We start from the raw sequence: 20,087 nt of genomic DNA on the forward strand, positions 1-20,087 counted from the left end.
TAGGGCGTGTCTGACAATTGTCGGGTCCAGGCGATGACGGCGTTGAGGATCACGGCGGCGCGGTAGACGACGGCGAGCTTGTCGTAGCGGGTGGCGAGGCCGCGCCATTGCTTGATGTGGCAGTAGCGGCGCTCGATGACATTGCGGTTGCGGTAGTCGGCGGCGTCCAGTCCGACGGGGCGGCCGCCGCGTGATCCGCGCCGCTTACGGTGTCCTTGCTGGTCGGACGGTTCGGGGATCACGGCCTTGATGCCGCGCGAGCGCAAGTGTCCGCGGATCGCGCGGGACGAGTACGCCTTGTCGCCGCGGACGGCGTCCGGACGAGTGCGGGGCCGGCCGAGGGGACGGGCGACGCGCAGGTGCGCCATCAGCGGCAGGAACATGGGCGAGTCGCCGGCCTGACCCGCCGTGAGCAGCGCGACCAGCGGCAAGCCGTGGCCGTCGACGAGCTGATGGATCTTCGTCGAGAGCCCGCCGCGGGAGCGGCCGACCGCGTGATCAGGCGGCTCGTCGGCCGGATTCGTGTAATTCGATCCAGCCCCCTGTGAGGCGCTTCGTGTTCGTCGCGTGCTGATGCGCACGAGCGATCGTGGAGTCCACCGACAGCGACCAGTCCACCAGCCCGGCCGCGTCGGCAGCGGCGGTGAGCTTGGCGAGCACCTTGTCCCACGTTCCCTCAATTGCCAGGCGGTGATGCCACGTCCACACCGTCTGCCACGGCCCGAACACGTCGGGAAGATCCCGCCACGCGATGCCGCACCGATACCGGTAGACGATGCCCTCGACCATCAGCCTGGCGTCCGCGAACGGCCGCCCCTTGCGCCCGGTCGGGCGCGGCAGCATCTCCTCGATCAACGACCACTGAGCATCCGAGAGCATCTGAAACCGCGACACGATCACAGGCTCTCAGCACACCGCCGATCTATTTGCCAGACACGCCCTAGNCCTCGACCATCAGCCTGGCGTCCGCGAACGGCCGCCCCTTGCGCCGGTCGGGCGCGGCAGCATCTCCTCGATCAACGACCACTGAGCATCCGAGAGCATCTGAAACCGCGACACGATCACAGGCTCTCAGCACACCGCCGATCTATTTGCCAGACACGCCCTAGCGCGCCGCTGCCGCGGTCAGCCCGTAGTACCCGGTGATGTGGCGCTCGAGGTGCTCTGCCGCGAGGTCTCCGCGGCCCGAGCGCAGGGCGTCGAGGATCGCCCGATGCTCGCGCTGGAGCCGGTCCACGGTGCCGCGCCAGTCGCTCAGAGCGGCCGCGCGCTCGAGCGTGTGGTCCGAGATCACGAGCCGCAGCGCGTCCATGAGCACGCTGAGCAGCGTGTTCCCGGCGGTGCGCGAGCACAGCACGTGGAACTCCGCGTCGAGCCGAAGGAACTCCGCCATGGGCAGCTCGGGATCGTCCATCCGTCCGAGCAGGGCGGCTGCCGCGCCCCAGTCCCCCTGCTCGGGCCGCGACTGGGAGGCGGCCTGCGTCTCGAGCGCGAGCCGCACCCGGAACACGTCCTCGGGCGACACCTGCCGGGTGGCCATCTGCAGCCGGAACACCGTGCTGATCGCCGGCCCGTGGGATGCCGTCACGAACGTCCCGGCCCGCGGGCCCGAACCCGTGCCGGACTCGATCGCGCCGAGCACCTCGAGCACCCGCAGGGCCTCCCGCAGCGTGCCGCGCGACAGACCGAGCTGCTCGGCCAGCGCGCGCTCCCCCGGCAGCTGGTCGCCCACGTGCAGGCGCCCGCTGGTCAGCTCGTCGGTGAACCAGCGCATCACGACGTCGTGTGATCTCATCCGCGTCAGTATCGCACCGCGCGGGGCCGCCCCCGGTAGCGGACGCGTCGCTCAGCGCCAGCCGAGCGCGGGTGCCACGTGCGTGAGGATCGACTCGATCAGATGGGTGTTGTAGTCGACGCCGAGCTGGCTCGGGATCGTGATCAGCAGCGTGTCGGCCTCGGCGATCGCCTCGTCGCGGCGGAGCTCCTCGATCAGCTCGTCCGGCTCAGCGGTGTAGGAGCGGCCGAAGATCGCGCGCGTGCCGGGCTCGATGTAGCCGACCTGGTCCTCGCGGTCGCCGCCCCCGAGGAAGTAGCGGCGGTCCATGTCGCTCGTGATCGCGACGATCGAGCGCGACACGGACACGCGCGGCTCGAAGCCCCAGTCGTGCTTGGTCCACTCGTCGCGGAACTCGCGGATCTGCTCGGCCTGCTGCACGTGGAAGGGCGCGCCGGTCTCATCCCACTTCAGGGTCGAGCTCATGAGGTTCATGCCCTTCTCGGCGGCCCAGCGCGCGGTCGCATTGGAGCCGGCGCCCCACCAGATTCGCTCGCGGAGACCGTCGGAGTGGGGCTCGAGCCGGAGCAGTCCCGGCGGGTTCGGGAACATCGGGCGCGGGTTCGGCTCGGCGAAGCCCTGACCCTCCAGCAGCTGCAGGAAGATCTCCGTCTTGCGTCGGGCCAGCTCGGCGCCGTCCGGGTCGTCCTCGGCGCCCGAGTACCCGAAGTACTTCCAGCCGTCGATGACCTGCTCGGGTGAGCCGCGCGAGACGCCGAGCTGCAGGCGCCCGCCCGAGATCAGGTCCGCCGAGCCGGCGTCCTCGACCATGTACATCGGGTTCTCGTACCGCATGTCGATCACGCCGGTGCCGAGCTCGATGCGGGAGGTGCGGGCGCCGATCGCCGCGAGCAGCGGGAACGGCGAGCTCATCTGCCGCGCGAAGTGGTGCACACGGAAGTAGGCGCCGTCGGCGCCGATGTCCTCGACGGCCTGCGCCAGGTCGATCGCCTGCAGCAGCATGTCGCCCGCACTGCGGGTGCCCGACTCCGGATGCGGCGTCCAGTGGCCGAACGAGAGGAATCCGATCTTCTTCACGATGACGCCAACCCCTCGCCGGCCGATTCCATTCCGCTGAATGAAGGACGGATCGTCTGCCAGTCGGTGAACTTGGCGATCCGCCCGTCGCCCGACGACGTCCGCGTGAGCCGTCGCTTGAGCCACGGACCGACATGCGTCCGGTAGTAATGCGCGCCGCGGAGCCGCACGCCGGAGTCCTCCACCGGGAGATCCCACCAGGTCGGATCGGGTTCGAACCCCAGGGCGGTGAGGACGCGCGCCGCCACCCGGTGGTGACCGCGGGCGTTCATGTGCAGGCGGTCCTCCGACCAGAAGGGTCCGGTCGCCAGCACCTTGTCGGACCAGTTGAGGGCGCGGATGACGTCGTCCCGTCCCGCGACGCGCGCCATCACGGCCGCCGAGAGCTGATCCCCTCGGCGGCGCACCAGGCCGCCGAGCGGCAGACCGCGGGTCGGGTCGGCACCCGACAGCAGGATGAGCCGCACGCCCTCCTCGTCGCAGCGCCGCAGCACCTGGCTGAAGGCGTCGGCGATGTGCGCGATCGTGGTGCGCGGCCGCAGCATGTCGTTGCCCCCGCCGTTGAACGACAGGTGCGTCGGCTTGAGCGCCAGCGCCGCCTCGAGCTGCTCCTCGACGATGGGCCATGCCAGCCGCCCGCGGATGGCGAGGTTGGCGTACCGGATCGGCGCGCCTGTCGCGTCGGCCCAGCCCTGGGCGGCCAGGTCGGCCCAGCCTCGGGGCGTGCCGTCCGGGAGCTCGTCGCCGACCCCCTCGGTGAAGGAGTCGCCGATCGCGACGTAGCGCACGTCAGTCACGGCGCCAGTCTATGCCGCCGCACGCATGCCGCGGCCGATGCCTCACCCGACCGGGAGGCGCTCGTCGAGGGCCTGGCCGCGGCGGTCGGCGAGCGGGATCACGCCGACCGCGGCGATCGCGAAGAAGATCGAGAACACCACGAACAGCAGCGGGGCCCCGCCGAGCTCCATCGCCCACGGCACGAACAGCGGCGCCACGATCGACGCGATGCGGCCGACCGCGGCGGCCCAGCCGGCGCCGGTCGCGCGCAGCGTCGTCGGGTACAGCTCCGGCGTCACGGCATACAGGGCGCCCCAGGCACCCAGGTTGAAGAACGACAGCGCCATGCCGCTCGCGATGATCTGCCAGGGCTCCGTCGAGGACCCGAACAGCACGGCGGCGACCGCGGAGCCGACCAGGAACGTGGCGAGCGTGGCGCGACGGCCCCACACCTCGATCAGCCAGGCGGCGACGGCATAGCCCGGCAGCTGCGCGAGCGTGATGATCAGCGTGAAGCCGAACGACCGCACCAGGTCGAACCCCTGGTTGAAGAGGATGGTCGGGATCCAGATGAACGCCCCGTAGTACGAGAAGTTCACGCAGAACCAGACCAGCCAGATGGCGGCGGTGCGCATCCGGAGCGCCGGCGACCACAGCGCGGCGACAGCGGCGAGACCGCGTGGAGCCGCCTCGCCCGCGCCGGCCGGCGGTGCCACGGGCGACTCGCTGCGCGTGACCGCGCGGCCGGCGGAGGCCTCGAAGTCCCGCACGATCGCATCGGCCTCCGAAACGCGCCCGCGGCTCTCGAGGAAGCGCGGCGATTCGGGCAGAGCCCAGCGCACCACCAGCGCGTACACAGCGGGGATCGCGCCGAGCGCGAATGCCCAGCGCCAGCCGTTCTCGAGCGGCACCACGAAGTACCCGATCAGCGCGGCCGCCGTCCATCCGACGGCCCAGAACGCCTCGAGGATCACGACGAGCCGGCCGCGGATGCGAGCGGGCGCGAACTCGGCGACATAGGTGGATGCGACCGGCAGCTCGGAGCCGAGGCCCAGACCCACGAAGAAGCGCAGCACGAGCAGCGCGGCCACTCCCCCGACCAGGGCGCTCGCTCCGGTCGCGAGCCCGTAGACGAGCAGCGTCAGCGCGAACACCTGCCGGCGGCCGAGGCGGTCGGCGAGGAGGCCGCCGACGCTGGCGCCGACCGCCATGCCGATGAAGCCGACCGACGCGATCCAGGAGGTCTCGGCCGGCGTCAGCTGCCACTCCGCCACGAGCGCCGCGAGGATGAACGAGATCAGTCCGACGTCCATGGCGTCGAGGGCCCACCCGATGCCGGATCCGGTGAGCAGCCGCAGGTGCTTGCGGGTGAACGGCAGCGAGTCGAGGCGCGCGGACGGTGACGTCATGGCGCCAGCCTAATGGTCGAAGTGACCATTCAGCGGGAGGCCGGCTCCTCCGCCAGCAGCTCCCGCACGCGCGGCGCGACCTTCGTGCCGTACAGCTCGATGCTCTTCATGAGCTTGTCGTGCTCGAGACCGCCGTTCGCGAACTTCAGGTCGAACCGCGTCAGGCCGAGCATGCGCACGGTCTCGGCGATCTTCTGCGCGACGCGCTCGGGCGAGCCCGCATACACGGCGCCGCCCGTGCCGATCTCGTTCTGGAACTGGAGGCGGTTGTAACCGCCGGCCCAGCCGCGCTCGCGCCCGATCTTCTCGCGCATGGCCGCCATCTCGGGGTACAGCTCGTCCCAGGCCTCCTCGTCCGTGTCGGCGACGTGGCCCGGCGAGTGCACCCCGACCGGAGCGGCGGGCTTCTCGTACGACGCGAGGGAGCGGTGGAACAGGTCGACGTACGGGCGGAACCGTGCGGGAGCGCCGCCGATGATGGCGAGCATGAGGCCGAGCCCGTGACGTGCGGTGCGGACGACCGACTCGGGCGAGCCGCCGACCCCGACCCACGCGGTGAGGCCGTTCGCCGTCTTCGGGAAGACGTCCGCCTCCTGCAGGGGCGGCCGCATCGCGCCCTGCCAGGTGACCGGCTGCTCGGTCATCAGGCGCACGAACAGATCGAGCTTCTCCTCGAACAGCGCCTCGTAGTCGCGCAGGTCGTAGCCGAAGAGCGGGAACGACTCGATGAACGAGCCGCGGCCCAGGATGACCTCCGCGCGGCCATTCGACACCGCGTCGAGCGTCGCGAACCGCTCATAGACTCGCACGGGGTCGTCGCTGGAGAGCACCGTCACGGCTGTACCCAGGCGGATGTCCTTCGTGACCGAGGCGATCGCCGCGAGCACGATCTCCGGGCTCGACACGGCGAACTCGTGCCGGTGGTGCTCGCCGATGCCGAAGAACTTCAGACCCACCTCGTCGGCGAGCTTCGCCTGCGCGACGATGTTCCGGATCGTCTCCGCGTCGCTGAGGCGCTCGCCGTCCGTCCCGCGCGTGACGTCGCCGAAGGTGTCCAGGCCGAGTTCGATGTCCATGAGGCTCCCCGCTCTCTATTCACTCGCATGTAACCGGAGGGGGTGCTGCGTATTCCCGTCAGCCGACGAGCGCCGTGCGCAGCGTGTCGAGGCCCACCCCGCCGAGGTCGAGCGCCCGCTTGTGGAACTCCTTCATCGAGAACTCCGCGCCCCGCGCCGCCCGGTACTCGTCCCGCACCTGCTCCCACAGGCGCTGGCCGACCTTGTAGGACGGCGCCTGGCCGGGCCATCCGAGGTACCGGTTGACCTCGAAGCGGATGAACTCGTCGGGCATGTTCACGTTCCGGCGCATGAACTCGAGCGCATAGTCGGCATCCCAGACCCCGTCGCCATCCGGGCGCGGCTTGCCGAGGTGGACGCCGATGTCGAGCACGACGCGCGCCGCCCGCATCCGCTGGCCGTCGAGCATGCCCAGGCGATCGGCGGGGTCGTCGAGATAGCCGAGCTGCTCCATGAGGCGCTCGGCGTACAGGGCCCAGCCCTCTGCGTGCCCCGACGTGCCCGCGAGCAGGCGCCGCCACGCGTTCAGCTGAGCCCGGTTGTAGACCGCCTGCCCGATCTGCAGGTGGTGGCCCGGCACGCCCTCGTGGTACACGGTGGTGAGCTCGCGCCATGTGTCGAACTCCGTGACACCCTCCGGCACCGACCACCACATCCGGCCCGGTCGCGAGAAGTCGTCGGTCGGCCCGGTGTAATAGATCCCGCCCTCCTGCGTGGGCGCGATCATGCACTCCAGACGGCGGATCGGCTCGGGGATGTCGAAGTGGGTGCGCCCCAGCTCGGCCACGGCGCGATCGCTCGTCTCCTGCATCCAGGTGCGCAGGGCGTCCGTGCCGACCAGCTTGCGGGACGGGTCGCGCTCGAGGTGGGCGACGGCCTCCTCGACGGTCGCACCGGGGAGGATCTCGCGCGCGATCGCCTCCTGTTCGGAGGTCATCCGCGCGAGCTCCTCGATGCCCCACTCGTACGTCTCGTCGAGGTCGATCACCGCACCGAGGAAGCGCCGCGAGTGGAGCGCGTACAGCTCGCGTCCGACGCCGTCGGCCTCGGTGGCGGCCGGTGCGAGTGCGTCGGTGAGGAACTCGGCGAGACGGTCGTACGCGCGACGGGCCTCCTCCGCACCGCGCTCCAGGTCGGCGCGCACCGACGTCGCGAGGTCGCCGTCCGCGGGCGCGGCGCCGGAGACGAGCGAGGCGAAGAAGCCGTCCTCAGCCGTGTAGCGCGGGATCTGCGCCGCCACCTCGCGGACCTGCCTCACCGCGGGCACGACGCCCTGGCGGATGCCCTCGGAGAGCGTCTCGATGTACCCGGCGATGGCGCCCGGGACGGCGCGCAGGCGGCGGGCGATGACGTCCCAGTCGTCGGCCGAGTCCGTGGGCATCAGGTCGTACACCTGCCGGATGTCCTGCGCCGCGCTGGCGATCACGTTGAGGTCGCGCAGGTGCCAGCGGGCCTCGTGCAGCTCGGCGGACAGACGCAGCTCGGCGCCGAGATCGGCTTGCGTGACCCGGTCCACGTCGTCGGAGGGCGTCGCGGCATCGAGCGCCGCCAGCGTCCGGCGCGCGGCCTCCTGCGCACGCTCGTGGCCCGCGAGGCTGAAGTCGTCGAAGCGGTCGTTCGCCTCGCTGCGGCCGATGTACGTGGCGGCTATCGGCGACAGCTCGACGACCCGGTCCACCCATCCCTCGGCGATGCGGTCGATCTCGGTGGGCGTGCGCTCGGTCATCCCTGCTCCTCGTCCGCCGCGCTCAGTGCGCGGCCTCGTTCCAGTCCGCGCCGCGCCCGACCTGCACGTCGAGCGGCACCGAGAGCTCGGCGGCGCTGCCCATCCGGTCGCGCACGATGCGCTCGACCGCGTCCCACTCCCCCGGTGCCACCTCGACCACGAGCTCGTCGTGGATCTGCAGCAGCACGCGCGAGGCCATCCCCCGCAGGTCGTCGTGGATGCGGAACAGCGCGATCTTCATGATGTCGGCGGCGCTGCCCTGGATGGGGGCGTTGAGCGCCGCACGCTCCGCGTTCTCGCGGAGCACGCGGTTCGGGCTCGTCAGGTCCGGGAACGGACGCCGCCGCCCGAAGATCGTCTCGGTGTAGCCGTCCACGCGGGCCTGCTCGACCGACGAGCGCAGGTAATCGCGCACCGCGCCGAACCGCGCGAAGTACTCCAGCATGAGCGACTTCGCCTCGGACTGCTCGATGCGCAGCTGCTTCGACAGGCCGAACGCCGACAGCCCGTACACGAGGCCGTAGGACATGGCCTTGACCTTCGTGCGCATCGCGGGCGTGACCTCCTCGGGAGCGACGCCGAACACGCGCGCGCCCACGAAGCGGTGCAGGTCCTCGCCCGAGTTGAACGCCTCGATCAGGCCCGGATCGCCCGAGAGATGCGCCATGATCCGCATCTCGATCTGCGAGTAGTCGGCCGTGAGCAGCGCCTCGTACCCCTCACCCACCTCGAACGCCGCCCGGATGCGCCGCGACTCCTCGGTGCGCACCGGGATGTTCTGGAGGTTCGGGTCGGTGCTCGACAGGCGCCCGGTCTGGCTGCCGGTCTGCACGTACGTCGTGTGCACGCGGCCGTCCTCGCCGATCGCCGCGTCGAGGCCGTCGATGATCTGCTTGAGCTTGGTGGCCTCGCGGTGCTGCAGCAGCACGTCGAGGAACGGGTGGTGCGCCTTCTCCTGAAGGTCGGCGAGGGCCGCGGCGTCCGTCGTGTAGCCGGTCTTCGTCTTGCGGGTCTTGGGCAGCTGCAGCTCCTCGAAGAGCACCTCCTGCAGCTGCTTGGGCGATCCGAGGTTGACCTCGTGGCCGATCGCCGCGTACGCCTCCTGCGCCAGCGCCTCGGCACGGGCGCCCAGCTCCGAGGAGAAGCCGGACAGCTTGTCGTGCGACACCGCGACGCCGGCCAGCTCCATGTCCGCCAGGGCGACGAGCGTCGGCAGCTCGATGTCGGTGAGCACCGAGCGCACGGCGTCCGGCAGCTCGCCGCGCAGCCCCTCGGCGACCCGCAGCGTGAACCACGACAGCTGGCCCGGCGTGGCCCCCTCGGTCTCGGGCACGAGCTGCGACAGGTCGGCCTCGGGGAGCTTCTCTCCGAGGTAGCGCTCGACGAGGTGGCCGAGGGAGCGGTCCGGGAGGCTCGGGCGCAGCAGCCAGCCGGCCAGCAGATTGTCGAAGGCGAGCCCGCCCACGACGACGCCCGCGCGCCCGAGGGCCTTCACCTGCGGCTTGGCGTCCGTGAGCACCTTGGGCGCGTCGGACGCGAACCAGTCGCGCAGGGCGGCGGCGACGTCCTCGGACCAGCCGGTCTCCACCGCATCGGATCCGGAGGAGAGCCCGATGCGGTCGGGCAGCCCGGCCGCCGTGGTGATCGTCACGCCCACCTCGCCCGGTGCCGCGGTGACCCAGGCGGCCAGCTCGGCGGCCGTGAGCTCGCGCGGCGCGGGCATCGGCTCGGCGTCGGCGACGGGCTCGTCGTCCATCACGGCGCCCGCGGCCTCGAACACGCGCGGCAGCAGCGTCCGGAACTCCAGGCGCGCGAAGATGTCGCGCACGGCCTGGGCGTCGAGCGGCTTGACCGCGAGGTCGGCGGGGCCGAACTCGAGCTCGACGTCGCGCAGCAGGCGGTTCAGGCGGCGATTGCGGCGGACGTCCTCGATGTGCTCGCGCAGGTTCCCACCCACGACACCCTTGATGGTGTCGGCCCCGTCGAGCAGCGCGTCGAGCGAGCCGAACTGCGTGAGCCACTTCACCGCGGTCTTCTCGCCGACCTTCGGCACGCCCGGCAGGTTGTCGCTCGTCTCGCCCACCAGGGCCGCGATGTCGGGGTAGAACTCGGGCGCGAGCCCGTACTTCTCGACGACCGCCGCGGGGTCGTAGCGCTTGAGCTGCGACACGCCCTGCACGGACGGGTACAGCAGGGTGATGTCGTCGTTCACGAGCTGGATGGTGTCGCGGTCGCCCGAGCAGACCAGGACCTTGAACCCCTCGGCCGCGCCCCGCGTCGCGAGGGTCGCCAGGATGTCGTCGGCCTCGTAGTCCGCCTTCTGCAGGACCGTGACGCCCATGGCGGCGAGGCACTCCTGCAGGAGCGGGATCTGGCCCTTGAACTCCGCCGGGGTCTCGGAGCGGTTGGCCTTGTAATCGGTGTACTCGCGCGTCCGGAAGGACTCCCGCGAAGTGTCGAAGGCGACCGCGAGGTGGGTCGGCTTCTCGGCCTTCAGAAGGTTGACGAACATCGACAGGAACCCGTAGATGCCGTTCGTGTGCTGCCCGTCCTTGGTCGAGAAGTTGTCGACCGGCAGCGCGTAGAACGCGCGGTAGGCGAGCGAATGGCCGTCGACGACCAGGAGGGTAGGCTTTGCGGAGTCCGTCACCCTGTCAGCCTAACGAGCACCGCCGACGCCACCGCCGCGGTGCGGAGCTGCGCAGGACACCGAATCAGGAGACCGATGTCCGACCTCTCCCCCGGACTCGAGTGGGTCCGCCACCGCGGCATCGGCGCGCTCGCCGAGCGCATGGGCGTCCGCTTCACCGAGTTCACCGCCGAGCACTCCGTCGCCACGATGCCCGTCGAGGGCAACACCCAGCCGGTCGGACTCATGCACGGCGGGGCATACGTGGTGCTGGGCGAGTCGATGGGGTCCATGGCCGCGAACTACCACGCGGGCCCGGGGCGCCTCGCCGTCGGCCTCGACATCAACGCCACCCACACCGGCTCGGCCCGCTCCGGACTCGTCACCGCGACCTGCACGGCCCTGCACCTCGGCCGCTCGGTCGCCGTGCACGAGATCGTGATCGTTGACGAGGCCGGCCGCCGCTGCTCCACGGTGCGGATCACGAACCTGATCAAGGACCTGTCGACGCAGGGCTGAGCGCGGCAGGCCGCCGCTCAGTCGTGCAGGATCCGCTGGAACAGCACGTGGTCGCGCCACTGTCCGGCGATCCGCAGGTAGCGGGGCGCGAAGCCGAAGCGCTCGAATCCCGCGCGCTCGAGCACGGCCTGGGATCCGGTGTTCTCCGGCAGCGTTCCCGCCTGGAGGCGGTGCAGCCCGAGCTGGTCGCGCGCGTGCTCCGCGGCGATGCGCACGGCCCGGGTCATCAGGCCGCGGCCCGTGAGCTCGGCGTCGAGCCAGTACCCGACATTCGCGCTCTGGAACGCGCCGCGCACGATGTCGGTCACGTTGAGCCGGCCGACGATCCTCTCGTCGGCGTCCTCGAGAACCCAGCGCAGCGCCGCGCCGCGCGAGTGCTCCGCGACGGCGTAGCGCGTCTGCGCCTGCTGCGACGCGACGGTGTAGAAGTCCGGATCGCGCAGCGGCTCCCACGGCTCGAGGTGGGCGCGGTTGCGGATGTACGCCGAAGCCAGAGCGGCTCCGTCCCCCAGACGCAGGGGACGGAGCCGGATGTCCTCGGTGAGCGGGAGCTCGGTCACGCCTTCTTGGGCGCGAGCTGCTCGATGATCGCCTTGGCGACGTCCTGCATCGTCAGGCGGCGGTCCATCGACGCCTTCTGGATCCAGCGGAACGCCTCCGGCTCCGACAGGCCCATCTTCTCGTTCAGCAGGCCCTTCGCGCGGTCGACGAGCTTGCGGGTCTCGAAGCGCTCGACCATGTCCGCGACCTCGGCCTCGAGCGTGATGATCTGCTCGTAGCGGGCGAGGGCGATCTCGATGGCCGGCAGCAGGTCGTTCGGGGTGAACGGCTTGACGACGTAGGCCAGGGCGCCGGCCTCGCTCGCGCGCTCGACCAGCTCCTTCTGGCTGAACGCCGTCAGCAGCACGACGGGCGCGATGTGGTTCTTGCTGAGGCGCTCGGCCGCGCTGATGCCGTCGAGCTGCGGCATCTTGACGTCCATGATCACCAGGTCGGGACGCAGCTCGGTCGCGAGCTGGACGGCGGTCTCGCCGTCGCCGGCCTCGCCGACCACGTCGTATCCGTTGTCACGGAGGATCTCAACGATGTCGAGTCGGATGAGGGACTCGTCCTCGGCCACGACGACGCGGCGGGGTGCCGCGGGTGCCTGCCCGGTCTGCTCTTCGGTCACGTGTCCATCCTAAGTCTTCGTGTCTGGGCTGGCTGAAAGCCACGCGGCTCCCCCGCTGGTGCGGTGGTGGCCGCATGGTGCCGGTGGTGGGACTCGAACCCACACGCCCTCACGGACAGCGCATTTTGAGTGCGCCGCGTCTGCCATTCCGCCACACCGGCCCGGAACGACGATACCGCCTCGCGCGGGTGACCCCGTGCGAGGCGGTATCGGGCGGATCTGCTTACCGCTCCTGGTAGATCGGAGCGGCGCCCTGGACGGCGTCGCCGACCTTGTGGACGCGCAGGTCGTTGGTCGATCCCGCGATGCCGGGAGGCGAGCCCGAGATCACCACGACCTTGTCGCCGATCTGCGCGAGGCCGTTCTCGAGGAGGTACTCGTCAACCTGGTGGAACATCAGGTCGGTGTGCTCCACCATCTCGACGAGGGTCGAGCGCACGCCCCAGGTCAGCGCCATTCGCCGCTGGATGCCGACCTCCGGCGTGAACCCGATCATCGGGCGGTGCGAGCGCAGGCGCGACATACGGCGGACCGAGTCGCCCGACTGCGTGAACACGCACAGGAACTTGGCGTCGACGAAGTCGGCGACCTCGACGGCCGCGAGCGTGATGGCGCCGCCCTGCGTGCGGGGCTTGGTCGTGAGCGGCGGGATGCGCTCGAGGCCGTGCTCCTCGGTCGACTCGATGATGCGCGCCATGGTCGCGACCGTGACGACGGGGTACTCGCCGACGCTGGTCTCGCCCGACAGCATCACGGCGTCCGCGCCGTCCAGCACCGCGTTGGCCACGTCGCTGGTCTCGGCGCGCGTGGGGACGGGGTTGCTGATCATCGACTCGAGCATCTGCGTGGCGACGATGACCGGCTTGGCCATGCGGCGCGCCAGCTCGACGGCCTTCTTCTGCACGATCGGCACGGCCTCGAGCGGGAGCTCGACGCCGAGGTCGCCGCGGGCCACCATGATGCCGTCGAACGCATCGACGATGTCTTCGAGGGCGTCGACCGCCTGCGGCTTCTCGATCTTCGCGATGATCGGGACGCGACGTCCCTCCTCCGCCATGATCACGTGGGCGCGCTGCACGTCCTTCGCGTTCCGCACGAACGAGAGGGCGATGAGGTCGGCGCCCTTGCGGAGCGCCCAGCGCAGGTCCTGCTCGTCCTTCTCGCTCAGCGCGGGGACGTTGACGGCGGCGCTCGGGATGTTGATGCCCTTGTTGTTGGACACGTTGCCCGCGACGATCGTCTTGGTCGTGACGGTCCGCTCGTCGGCCTCGATGACCTGCAGGCGCACCTTGCCGTCGTCGATGAGCAGGTAGTCGCCCGGCTTCACGTCCTGGGGCAGGCCCTTGTAGGTCGTGCCGGCGATCTCCTTCGTGCCCTCGATCTCATCGATCGTGATCTTGAAGATGTCGCCCTCGGCCAGATAGTGGGGGCCGTCCTTGAACTTGCCGAGCCGGATCTTCGGGCCCTGCAGGTCGACCAGGATGGCGACCGGCTTGCCCACGTCCTCGGCGGCGCCGCGCACGTTCTCGTAGTTGGCGTCGTGGACCGAGTAGTCGCCGTGGCTCAGGTTGAGCCGGGCGACGTCGACGCCGGCCTCGATGAGCTCACGGACCTTCTCGCGTGTCGACGTCGCGGGCCCGAGGGTGGCGACGATCTTGGCACGTCTCAACTGATTACCTTCCGCACAGGGTGATAAGACGGCGGCACGGAACTTCCGATCCTCGTGTCGGCGTCTTCGGGGTTTTCGGGCTCAGCCTACGCGGGCTGCAGACCGATCGCGACATCCGTCGGACGCACCGGAGAGGGCAGAGAGGTCTCCCCCATCAGGTACGAATCGACCTCTGCCGCGACAGAGCGGCCCTCGGCGATCGCCCACACGATGAGCGACTGGCCGCGGCCGGCGTCGCCGGCCACGAACACACCGGGAGCAGTGGACTGGAAGGCGCCGTCGCGCTCGACGTTGCCTCGAGCCGTGAACTGCGCCTGCAGCTGCTGCTCGAGCGCCTCGCGCTCGGGGCCGGTGAAGCCCATCGCGATCAGCACCAGGTCGGCCGGGATCTCGCGCTCCGTGCCCGGCTTGGGCACGCGGCGGCCGTCGACGAACTCCGTCTCGGCCACCACGAGGGCGCGCACCTCGCCCGCGTCGTTTCCGACGAACTCGACCGTCGACGCGAGGTACTGGCGCTCGCCGCCCTCCTCGTGCGCCGAGGAGACCTCGAACACGGTGGGCATCATCGGCCAGGGCTGGTGCTCCGGGCGGTCGTCGCCGGGGCGCTTGCCGATGGCGAGGTTGGTCACGCTGAGCGCGCCCTGACGGTGCGCCGTGCCGATGCAGTCGGCGCCGGTGTCGCCGCCGCCGATCACGACGACGTGCTTGCCCTCGGCCGTGATCTGGTTCGGGACCTGGTCGCCCGCCACCGCCTTGTTCGCCTCGACGAGGTACTCCATGGCGAAGTGCACGCCCGCGAGCTCCCGGCCCGGGATCGGCAGGTCGCGCGGCACCGTGGAGCCGGTGGCGACCACGACGGCGTCGTAGCGCGCGCGCAGGTCGCTCCACGAGATGTCCTTGCCGATCTCGACGCCCGCACGGAACCGCGTGCCCTCGTCCTGCATCTGGCGCAGGCGCGACTCGAGGTGCTTCTTCTCCATCTTGAAGTCCGGGATGCCGTAGCGCAGCAGGCCGCCGATGCGGTCGTCGCGCTCGTACACCGCGACCGTGTGGCCGGCCCGCGTGAGCTGCTGGGCGGCGGCGAGACCGGCGGGGCCCGAGCCGACCACGGCGACGGTCTTGCCGGTCAGGCGCGCCGGCGGCTTGGGCTCGACCCATCCGTTCGCGAACGCCTCGTCGATCGTCGAGACCTCGATCTGCTTGATCGTGACGGCGGGCTGGTTGATGCCCAGCACGCACGCGCTCTCGCACGGCGCGGGGCACAGGCGGCCCGTGAACTCCGGGAAGTTGTTGGTCGCGTGCAGGCGCTCGATCGCGGAGCGGCCCTCGCCGCGCCACATCAGGTCGTTCCACTCGGGGATCAGGTTGCCGAGGGGGCAGCCCTGATGACAGAACGGGATGCCGCAGTCCATGCAGCGGCTCGCCTGGCGGCGGAGCATGGCCGAGTCGCCCGGCTCGTACACCTCCTTCCAGTCGAGGATGCGCACGGGCACGGGACGGCGAGCGGGGAGCTCCCGCTCGGTCACCTTCAGAAAGCCCTTGGGGTCAGCCACCGGTCACCTCCAGGATGCGGTTCCAGACGACGTCGCCGTCGGGGTCCAGACCCTCGGCGACCGCCTCCTGGCGGGTCTGCAGGACGGCGGCGTAGTCGCGCGGCAGGACCCGCACGAAGTTCGCCACCTCGTTCTCGAAGTCGTCGAGCAGGCGCTGCGCCAGCTCCGACTCGGTCTGCGCGACGTGCTGCTCCAGCAGGTCGCGCAGGATCTCGGCGTCGCCCGAGCCCAGCTCGGTGAGCGTGAGCTCGCCCGAGGCGAGCGCCTCGCGGTTCACGAGATCCGTGTTGAGGCGGTACACGTACGCCGTGCCGCCCGACATGCCGGCGCCCAGGTTGCGTCCAGTGCGGCCCAGGATGACCGCGAGGCCGCCGGTCATGTACTCGAGCGCGTGGTCGCCCACGCCCTCGACGACCGCGGTCGCACCCGAGTTGCGGACGAAGAAGCGCTCGCCCACGACGCCGCGCAGGAACATCGTGCCCTGGGTCGCGCCGTAGCCGATCACGTTGCCCGCGATGACGTTCTGCGACGCGTCGAACGTGGCGCCGCGCGGCGGGCGGATCACGATCTGCCCGCCCGAGAGGCCCTTGCCGACGTAGTCGTTCGAGTCGCCCTCGAGGCGCAGCGTGATGCCGTTGGGCAGGAACGCCCCGAACGACTGCCCCGCCGAGCCCGTCAGCGTGATGTCGATCGACCCGGCCGGCAGGCCGTGCTCGCCTCGCGCCTTCGTGACGTGGTGGCCGAGCATGGTCCCGACCGCGCGAGCGGTGTTGCGCACGGGCAGCTGGATGGAGATCTGACCGCCGTTCGCGATCACGTCCTGCGCCCGCTCGATCAGCGGCACGTCGAAGTGCTCCTCGAGCTCGTGCAGCTGGTCGCGCTGGTGGCGGCGCGGCTCGTCCTCCGCGAAGCGGGGGCCCTCGAGGATCGGCGTCAGGTCGAGACCCGAGGCCTTCCAGTGCTCCACCGCGGGGTTCACGTCGAGCACCTCGGCGTGGCCGATCGCCTCGTCGAGCGAGCGGAAGCCGAGCTCGGCGAGGTACTCGCGCACCTCCTGGGCGATGAACTCCATGAAGTTGACGACGTGCTCGGCCTTGCCGGTGAAGCGCGAGCGCAGCACGGGGTTCTGCGTGGCCACGCCCACCGGGCAGGTGTCGAGGTGGCACACGCGCATCATGATGCAGCCCTCGACCACGAGCGGAGCCGTGGCGAAGCCGAACTCCTCCGCGCCCAGCAGGGCGCCGATGATGACGTCGCGGCCGGTCTTGAGCTGGCCGTCGACCTGCACGACGACGCGGTCGCGCATGCCGTTCAGCATGAGCGTCTGCTGCGTCTCGGCGAGACCGAGCTCCCACGGCGTGCCCGCGTGCTTGAGCGAGTTCAGCGGGCTCGCGCCCGTGCCGCCGTCGTGGCCGGAGACCAGGATGACGTCGCTCAGCGCCTTCGCCACGCCCGCGGCGACCGCGCCGATGCCCGACTGGCTCACCAGCTTGGTGTGGATGCGGGCCTTCGGGTTCGCGCGCTTCAGGTCGAAGATCAGCTGCTTGAGATCCTCGATCGAGTAGATGTCGTGGTGCGGCGGCGGCGAGATCAGGCCCACGCCGGCGGTCGCGTGACGCGTCCGCGCGACCCACGGGTACACCTTGCCCGGGGGCAGCTGACCGCCCTCGCCGGGCTTGGCGCCCTGCGCGAGCTTGATCTGGATGTCGTCGGCCTCGGTGAGGTACAGGCTGGTGACGCCGAAGCGGCCCGACGCGACCTGCTTGATCGAGCTGCGACGCTCGGGGTCGAGCAGGCGGTCGACGTCCTCGCCGCCCTCACCGGTGTTCGACTTGCCGCCCAGGCGGTTCATCGCGATCGCGAGCGTCTCGTGGGCCTCGCGCGAGATCGAGCCGTAGCTCATCGCGCCCGTCGAGAAGCGCTTCACGATCTCCGACACCGGCTCGACCTCGTCGATCGGCACGGCCGGGCGCACGCCCGTGCGCAGCTGGAACAGACCGCGCAGCGTCTTGAGCTCGGCCGCCTGGTCGTCCACGAGCTTGGTGTACTCGCGGAAGATGTCGTAGCGGCGCGTGCGCGTCGAGTGCTGCAGGCGGAACACCGTGTCCGGGTTGAACAGGTGCGGGGCGCCGTCGCGGCGCCACTGGTACTCGCCGCCGGTCCACAGGCGCTCGTGCGCGCGCGGCGCGCGGTCCTCGGGGTAGGCGAACGCGTGGCGCGCGGCGTTCTCGGCCGCGATCTGGTCGAGCCCGATGCCGCCGAGCTTGCTCTCGGTGCCGGTGAAGTACGCGTCGATCAGCTCCTGGGACAGACCGACGGCCTCGAACACCTGGGCACCCGCGTACGACGACACGGTCGAGATGCCCATCTTCGACATGATCTTCAGCACGCCCTTGCCGAGCGCGTAGATCAGGTTCTTGACGGCCTTCTCGGGCGTGACGCCCTGGATCGATCCGGTGCGGACGAGGTTCTCGACCGTCTCCATTGCGAGGTACGGGTTCACGGCGGACGCCCCGTAGCCGATGAGCGTCGCGACGTGGTGCACCTCGCGCACGTCGCCGGCCTCGACCACCAGGCCGACCTTCATGCGCGTCTCGTTGCGGATGAGGTGGTGGTGGATCGCCGACAGCATGAGCAGCGACGGGATGGGCGCGAGGTCCTGGTTGGAGTCGCGGTCGCTGAGCACGATGAACTCGGCGCCGTCCTCGATCGCCTTGTCGGCCTCGCGGCAGAGCTGCGCGAGGCGCTTCTCGAGCCCCTTGCGGCCGGCGGCGACGCGGTAGAGGCCGCGCAGGGTCACGGACGAGCGCCCGGGCAGGGCGGTGTCGATGTGCTGGATCTTCGCGAGCTCGTCGTTGTCGATCACCGGGAAGTCCAGCCCGACCGTGCGGGCGTGCTCCGGACCCCACGAGAGCAGGTTCGCCTCGGGGCCGAGACCGAGCTTGAGGCTGGTCACGACCTCCTCGCGGATGGAGTCGAGCGGCGGGTTGGTGACCTGCGCGAACTGCTGCGTGAAGTAGTCGAACAGCAGGCGCGGGCGCTCGCTGAGCACCGCGATCGGGGTGTCCGAGCCCATGGCGCCGAGGGGCTCCGCGCCCGTGCGGCCCATGGGGGCCAGCAGGATGCGCACCTCCTCCTCGGTGTAGCCGAAGGTTCGCAGGCGCCGGTTGATCGACGCGATCGGGTGGACGATGTGCTCGCGCTCGGGCAGGTCGGCGAGGCGCACCGTGCCCTTGTCGAGCCACTCCTGCCACGGGTGCATGGCGGCGAGCTCGCGCTTGATCTCGTCGTCCTCGATGATGCGGCCCTGGGCCGTGTCGACCACGAACATGCGGCCGGGCAGCAGGCGCCCGCGGCGCTCGATGCGCTCGGGCTCGAAGTCGAGCACGCCCGTCTCGGAGCCGATGACCACGAGGCCGTCCTTCGTGACGGTCCAGCGGCCCGGACGCAGGCCGTTGCGGTCGAGCATGCCGCCGACGATCGTGCCGTCGGTGAAGATCAGCGACGCGGGGCCGTCCCACGGCTCCATCTGGAGCGAGTGGTACTCGTAGAAGGCGCGCACGTCGGGATCGATGTCCGCCTGCTTCTCGTAGGCCTCGGGGACCATCATCAGCATCGCGTGCGGCAGGCTGCGGCCGGTGAGCGTCAGCAACTCGAGCACCTCGTCGAACGAGGCGGAGTCGCTCTGGCCGTCGGCGCAGATCGGCAGCAGCGGGCGGATGTCGCCGAGCAGCTCGGACTCGAGCTGCGACTGGCGCGCGCGCATCCAGTTGCGGTTGCCGCCGACCGTGTTGATCTCGCCGTTGTGGGCGAGCATGCGCAGCGGCTGCGCGAGCGGCCACGACGGGAACGTGTTGGTCGAGTAGCGGCTGTGCACGACGGCGAGCTCCGTCACGAAGCGCTCGTCCTGCAGGTCGGGGTAGAACGGCTCGAGCTGGAGAGTCGTGACCATGCCCTTGTAGCCGAGCGTGCGGCTCGAGAGGGTCACGAAGTACGCCTCGAGCTCGTGCTGGGCGCGCTTGCGCAGGCGGTACACGCGGCGGTCGAGCGCGATGCCCGAGAGCGGCTCCTCGCCGTCCTGGGCCGGGCACGTGATGAACACCTGCTCGAACGCCGGACGCGCGTCGAAGGCCAGCTTGCCGAGGTGCTCGTCCTCGGTCGGCACCTCGCGCCACCCGAGCACCTCGAGGCCCTCGCTCGCGGCGACGCTCTCGATCGACGCCTTCATGGCGGCGCGGGCCTCGTCGTCGCGGGGCAGGAAGATCATGCCGGCCGCGTACTCCCCCACCGGCGGCAGGTCGAAGTCGACCACCGCGCGCAGGAACGCGTCGGGCATCTGCGTGAGGATGCCGGCACCGTCGCCCGTGCCCGCGTCGGAGCCGATGGCGCCGCGGTGCTCGAGGTTGCGCAGGGCGGTGAGGGCGAGGTCCACGATGTCGTGGCCCGCCTCGCCGCGCAGGGTCGCGACCATCGCGAGACCGCACGCGTCCTTCTCGAACGCAGGGTTGTACATCCCCTGCTTCGCGGGGAAGGCGCCGCCGGCGCCGTAACGGGGGCTCGATGCCATGCCTACCGTCCTAGGTGGTTGTTGCTCTGCTGGGACGACGTCGGCCCGATGGGATACAGCAGCTGTGCTCGCCGCACGCCGCCTGCGAAGGACCGACCGCGCCCCTCGAGAGCAGCGGT

14 protein-coding genes and 1 tRNA gene are annotated in these 20,087 nt (G+C 70.7%); 1 reads left to right on the plus strand and 14 read right to left on the minus strand.

Going from position 1 to position 20,087, the window contains the following annotated elements:
* From ASD19_RS13885 to polA, 8 genes are all read right to left on the minus strand, one after another.
* Positions 1–894 (minus strand): IS5 family transposase gene (locus ASD19_RS13885; protein ID WP_156377071.1). Its coding sequence is split into 2 segments (ribosomal slippage), with 893 coding nucleotides annotated over them: positions 1–542 and positions 544–894; the frame shifts between segments, so codons are not numbered across the junction. This gene is flagged as partial in the annotation.
* 211 nt (positions 895–1,105) lie between these two features.
* Positions 1,106–1,795 carry a FadR/GntR family transcriptional regulator gene (locus tag ASD19_RS01815; RefSeq protein WP_055988253.1) on the minus strand — a complete coding sequence of 230 codons (690 nt, stop codon included), beginning with the start codon at positions 1,793–1,795 and terminating at the stop codon, positions 1,106–1,108.
* A gap of 51 nt (positions 1,796–1,846) precedes the next feature.
* The gene (locus ASD19_RS01820; protein WP_055988255.1) at positions 1,847–2,872 is read right to left on the minus strand and encodes an LLM class flavin-dependent oxidoreductase; all 1,026 of its coding nucleotides are present in this window, start codon (positions 2,870–2,872) and stop codon (positions 1,847–1,849) included.
* Positions 2,869–3,669, minus strand: a complete 801-nt coding sequence (locus ASD19_RS01825) for an SGNH/GDSL hydrolase family protein (RefSeq protein WP_200941036.1) — start codon at positions 3,667–3,669, stop codon at positions 2,869–2,871. The genes ASD19_RS01820 and ASD19_RS01825 overlap by 4 nt, the downstream gene beginning before the upstream one ends.
* 42 nt (positions 3,670–3,711) lie before the next feature.
* On the minus strand, positions 3,712–5,058 hold the full coding sequence (locus ASD19_RS01830) for an MFS transporter (protein ID WP_055988257.1): 1,347 nt from the start codon (positions 5,056–5,058) through the stop codon (positions 3,712–3,714).
* A 29-nt stretch (positions 5,059–5,087) separates the two neighbouring features.
* Complete coding sequence (locus ASD19_RS01835; protein ID WP_055988260.1) at positions 5,088–6,134, minus strand: LLM class flavin-dependent oxidoreductase; 1,047 nt, start codon at positions 6,132–6,134, stop codon at positions 5,088–5,090.
* Positions 6,135–6,192: 58 nt separating this feature from the next.
* Entirely contained in the window at positions 6,193–7,860 is a 1,668-nt protein-coding gene (locus ASD19_RS01840) for a DUF885 domain-containing protein (RefSeq protein ID WP_055988262.1), read from the minus strand.
* Positions 7,861–7,882: 22 nt separating this feature from the next.
* Positions 7,883–10,510 carry a DNA polymerase I gene (polA, locus tag ASD19_RS01845; RefSeq protein WP_055988263.1) on the minus strand — a complete coding sequence of 876 codons (2,628 nt, stop codon included), beginning with the start codon at positions 10,508–10,510 and terminating at the stop codon, positions 7,883–7,885.
* 75 nt (positions 10,511–10,585) lie between these two features.
* On the opposite strand from polA, the gene ASD19_RS01850 reads away from it, so the two are divergent.
* Complete coding sequence (locus ASD19_RS01850; protein ID WP_055988265.1) at positions 10,586–11,008, plus strand: PaaI family thioesterase; 423 nt, start codon at positions 10,586–10,588, stop codon at positions 11,006–11,008.
* Between the two features lie 17 nt (positions 11,009–11,025).
* Here the strand turns inward: ASD19_RS01850 and ASD19_RS01855 are convergent, their stop codons facing one another.
* The 6 genes from ASD19_RS01855 to gltB all read right to left on the minus strand — a co-directional run bounded on the left by ASD19_RS01855 (position 11,026) and on the right by gltB (position 19,968).
* Entirely contained in the window at positions 11,026–11,568 is a 543-nt protein-coding gene (locus ASD19_RS01855; protein WP_055988267.1) for a GNAT family N-acetyltransferase, read from the minus strand.
* Positions 11,565–12,179 carry an ANTAR domain-containing response regulator gene (locus ASD19_RS01860; RefSeq protein WP_055988269.1) on the minus strand — a complete coding sequence of 205 codons (615 nt, stop codon included), beginning with the start codon at positions 12,177–12,179 and terminating at the stop codon, positions 11,565–11,567. Before ASD19_RS01860 ends, ASD19_RS01855 begins: the two co-directional genes overlap by 4 nt.
* Before the next feature lie 75 nt (positions 12,180–12,254).
* Positions 12,255–12,340: transfer RNA gene (locus ASD19_RS01865), tRNA-Leu, on the minus strand.
* A gap of 62 nt (positions 12,341–12,402) precedes the next feature.
* Positions 12,403–13,848 carry a pyruvate kinase gene (gene pyk / locus ASD19_RS01870; RefSeq protein WP_055988271.1) on the minus strand — a complete coding sequence of 482 codons (1,446 nt, stop codon included), beginning with the start codon at positions 13,846–13,848 and terminating at the stop codon, positions 12,403–12,405.
* Between the two features lie 86 nt (positions 13,849–13,934).
* A complete protein-coding gene (locus tag ASD19_RS01875) occupies positions 13,935–15,401 on the minus strand; it encodes a glutamate synthase subunit beta (protein WP_055988273.1) in 1,467 nt (488 codons plus the stop codon).
* Positions 15,394–19,968, minus strand: a complete 4,575-nt coding sequence (gene gltB / locus ASD19_RS01880) for a glutamate synthase large subunit (RefSeq protein WP_055988275.1) — start codon at positions 19,966–19,968, stop codon at positions 15,394–15,396. Before gltB ends, ASD19_RS01875 begins: the two co-directional genes overlap by 8 nt.
* Positions 19,969–20,087 lie beyond the last annotated feature (119 nt).

It is taken from the genome of Microbacterium sp. Root53 (assembly GCF_001426925.1).
Lineage (GTDB): Bacteria > Actinomycetota > Actinomycetes > Actinomycetales > Microbacteriaceae > Microbacterium.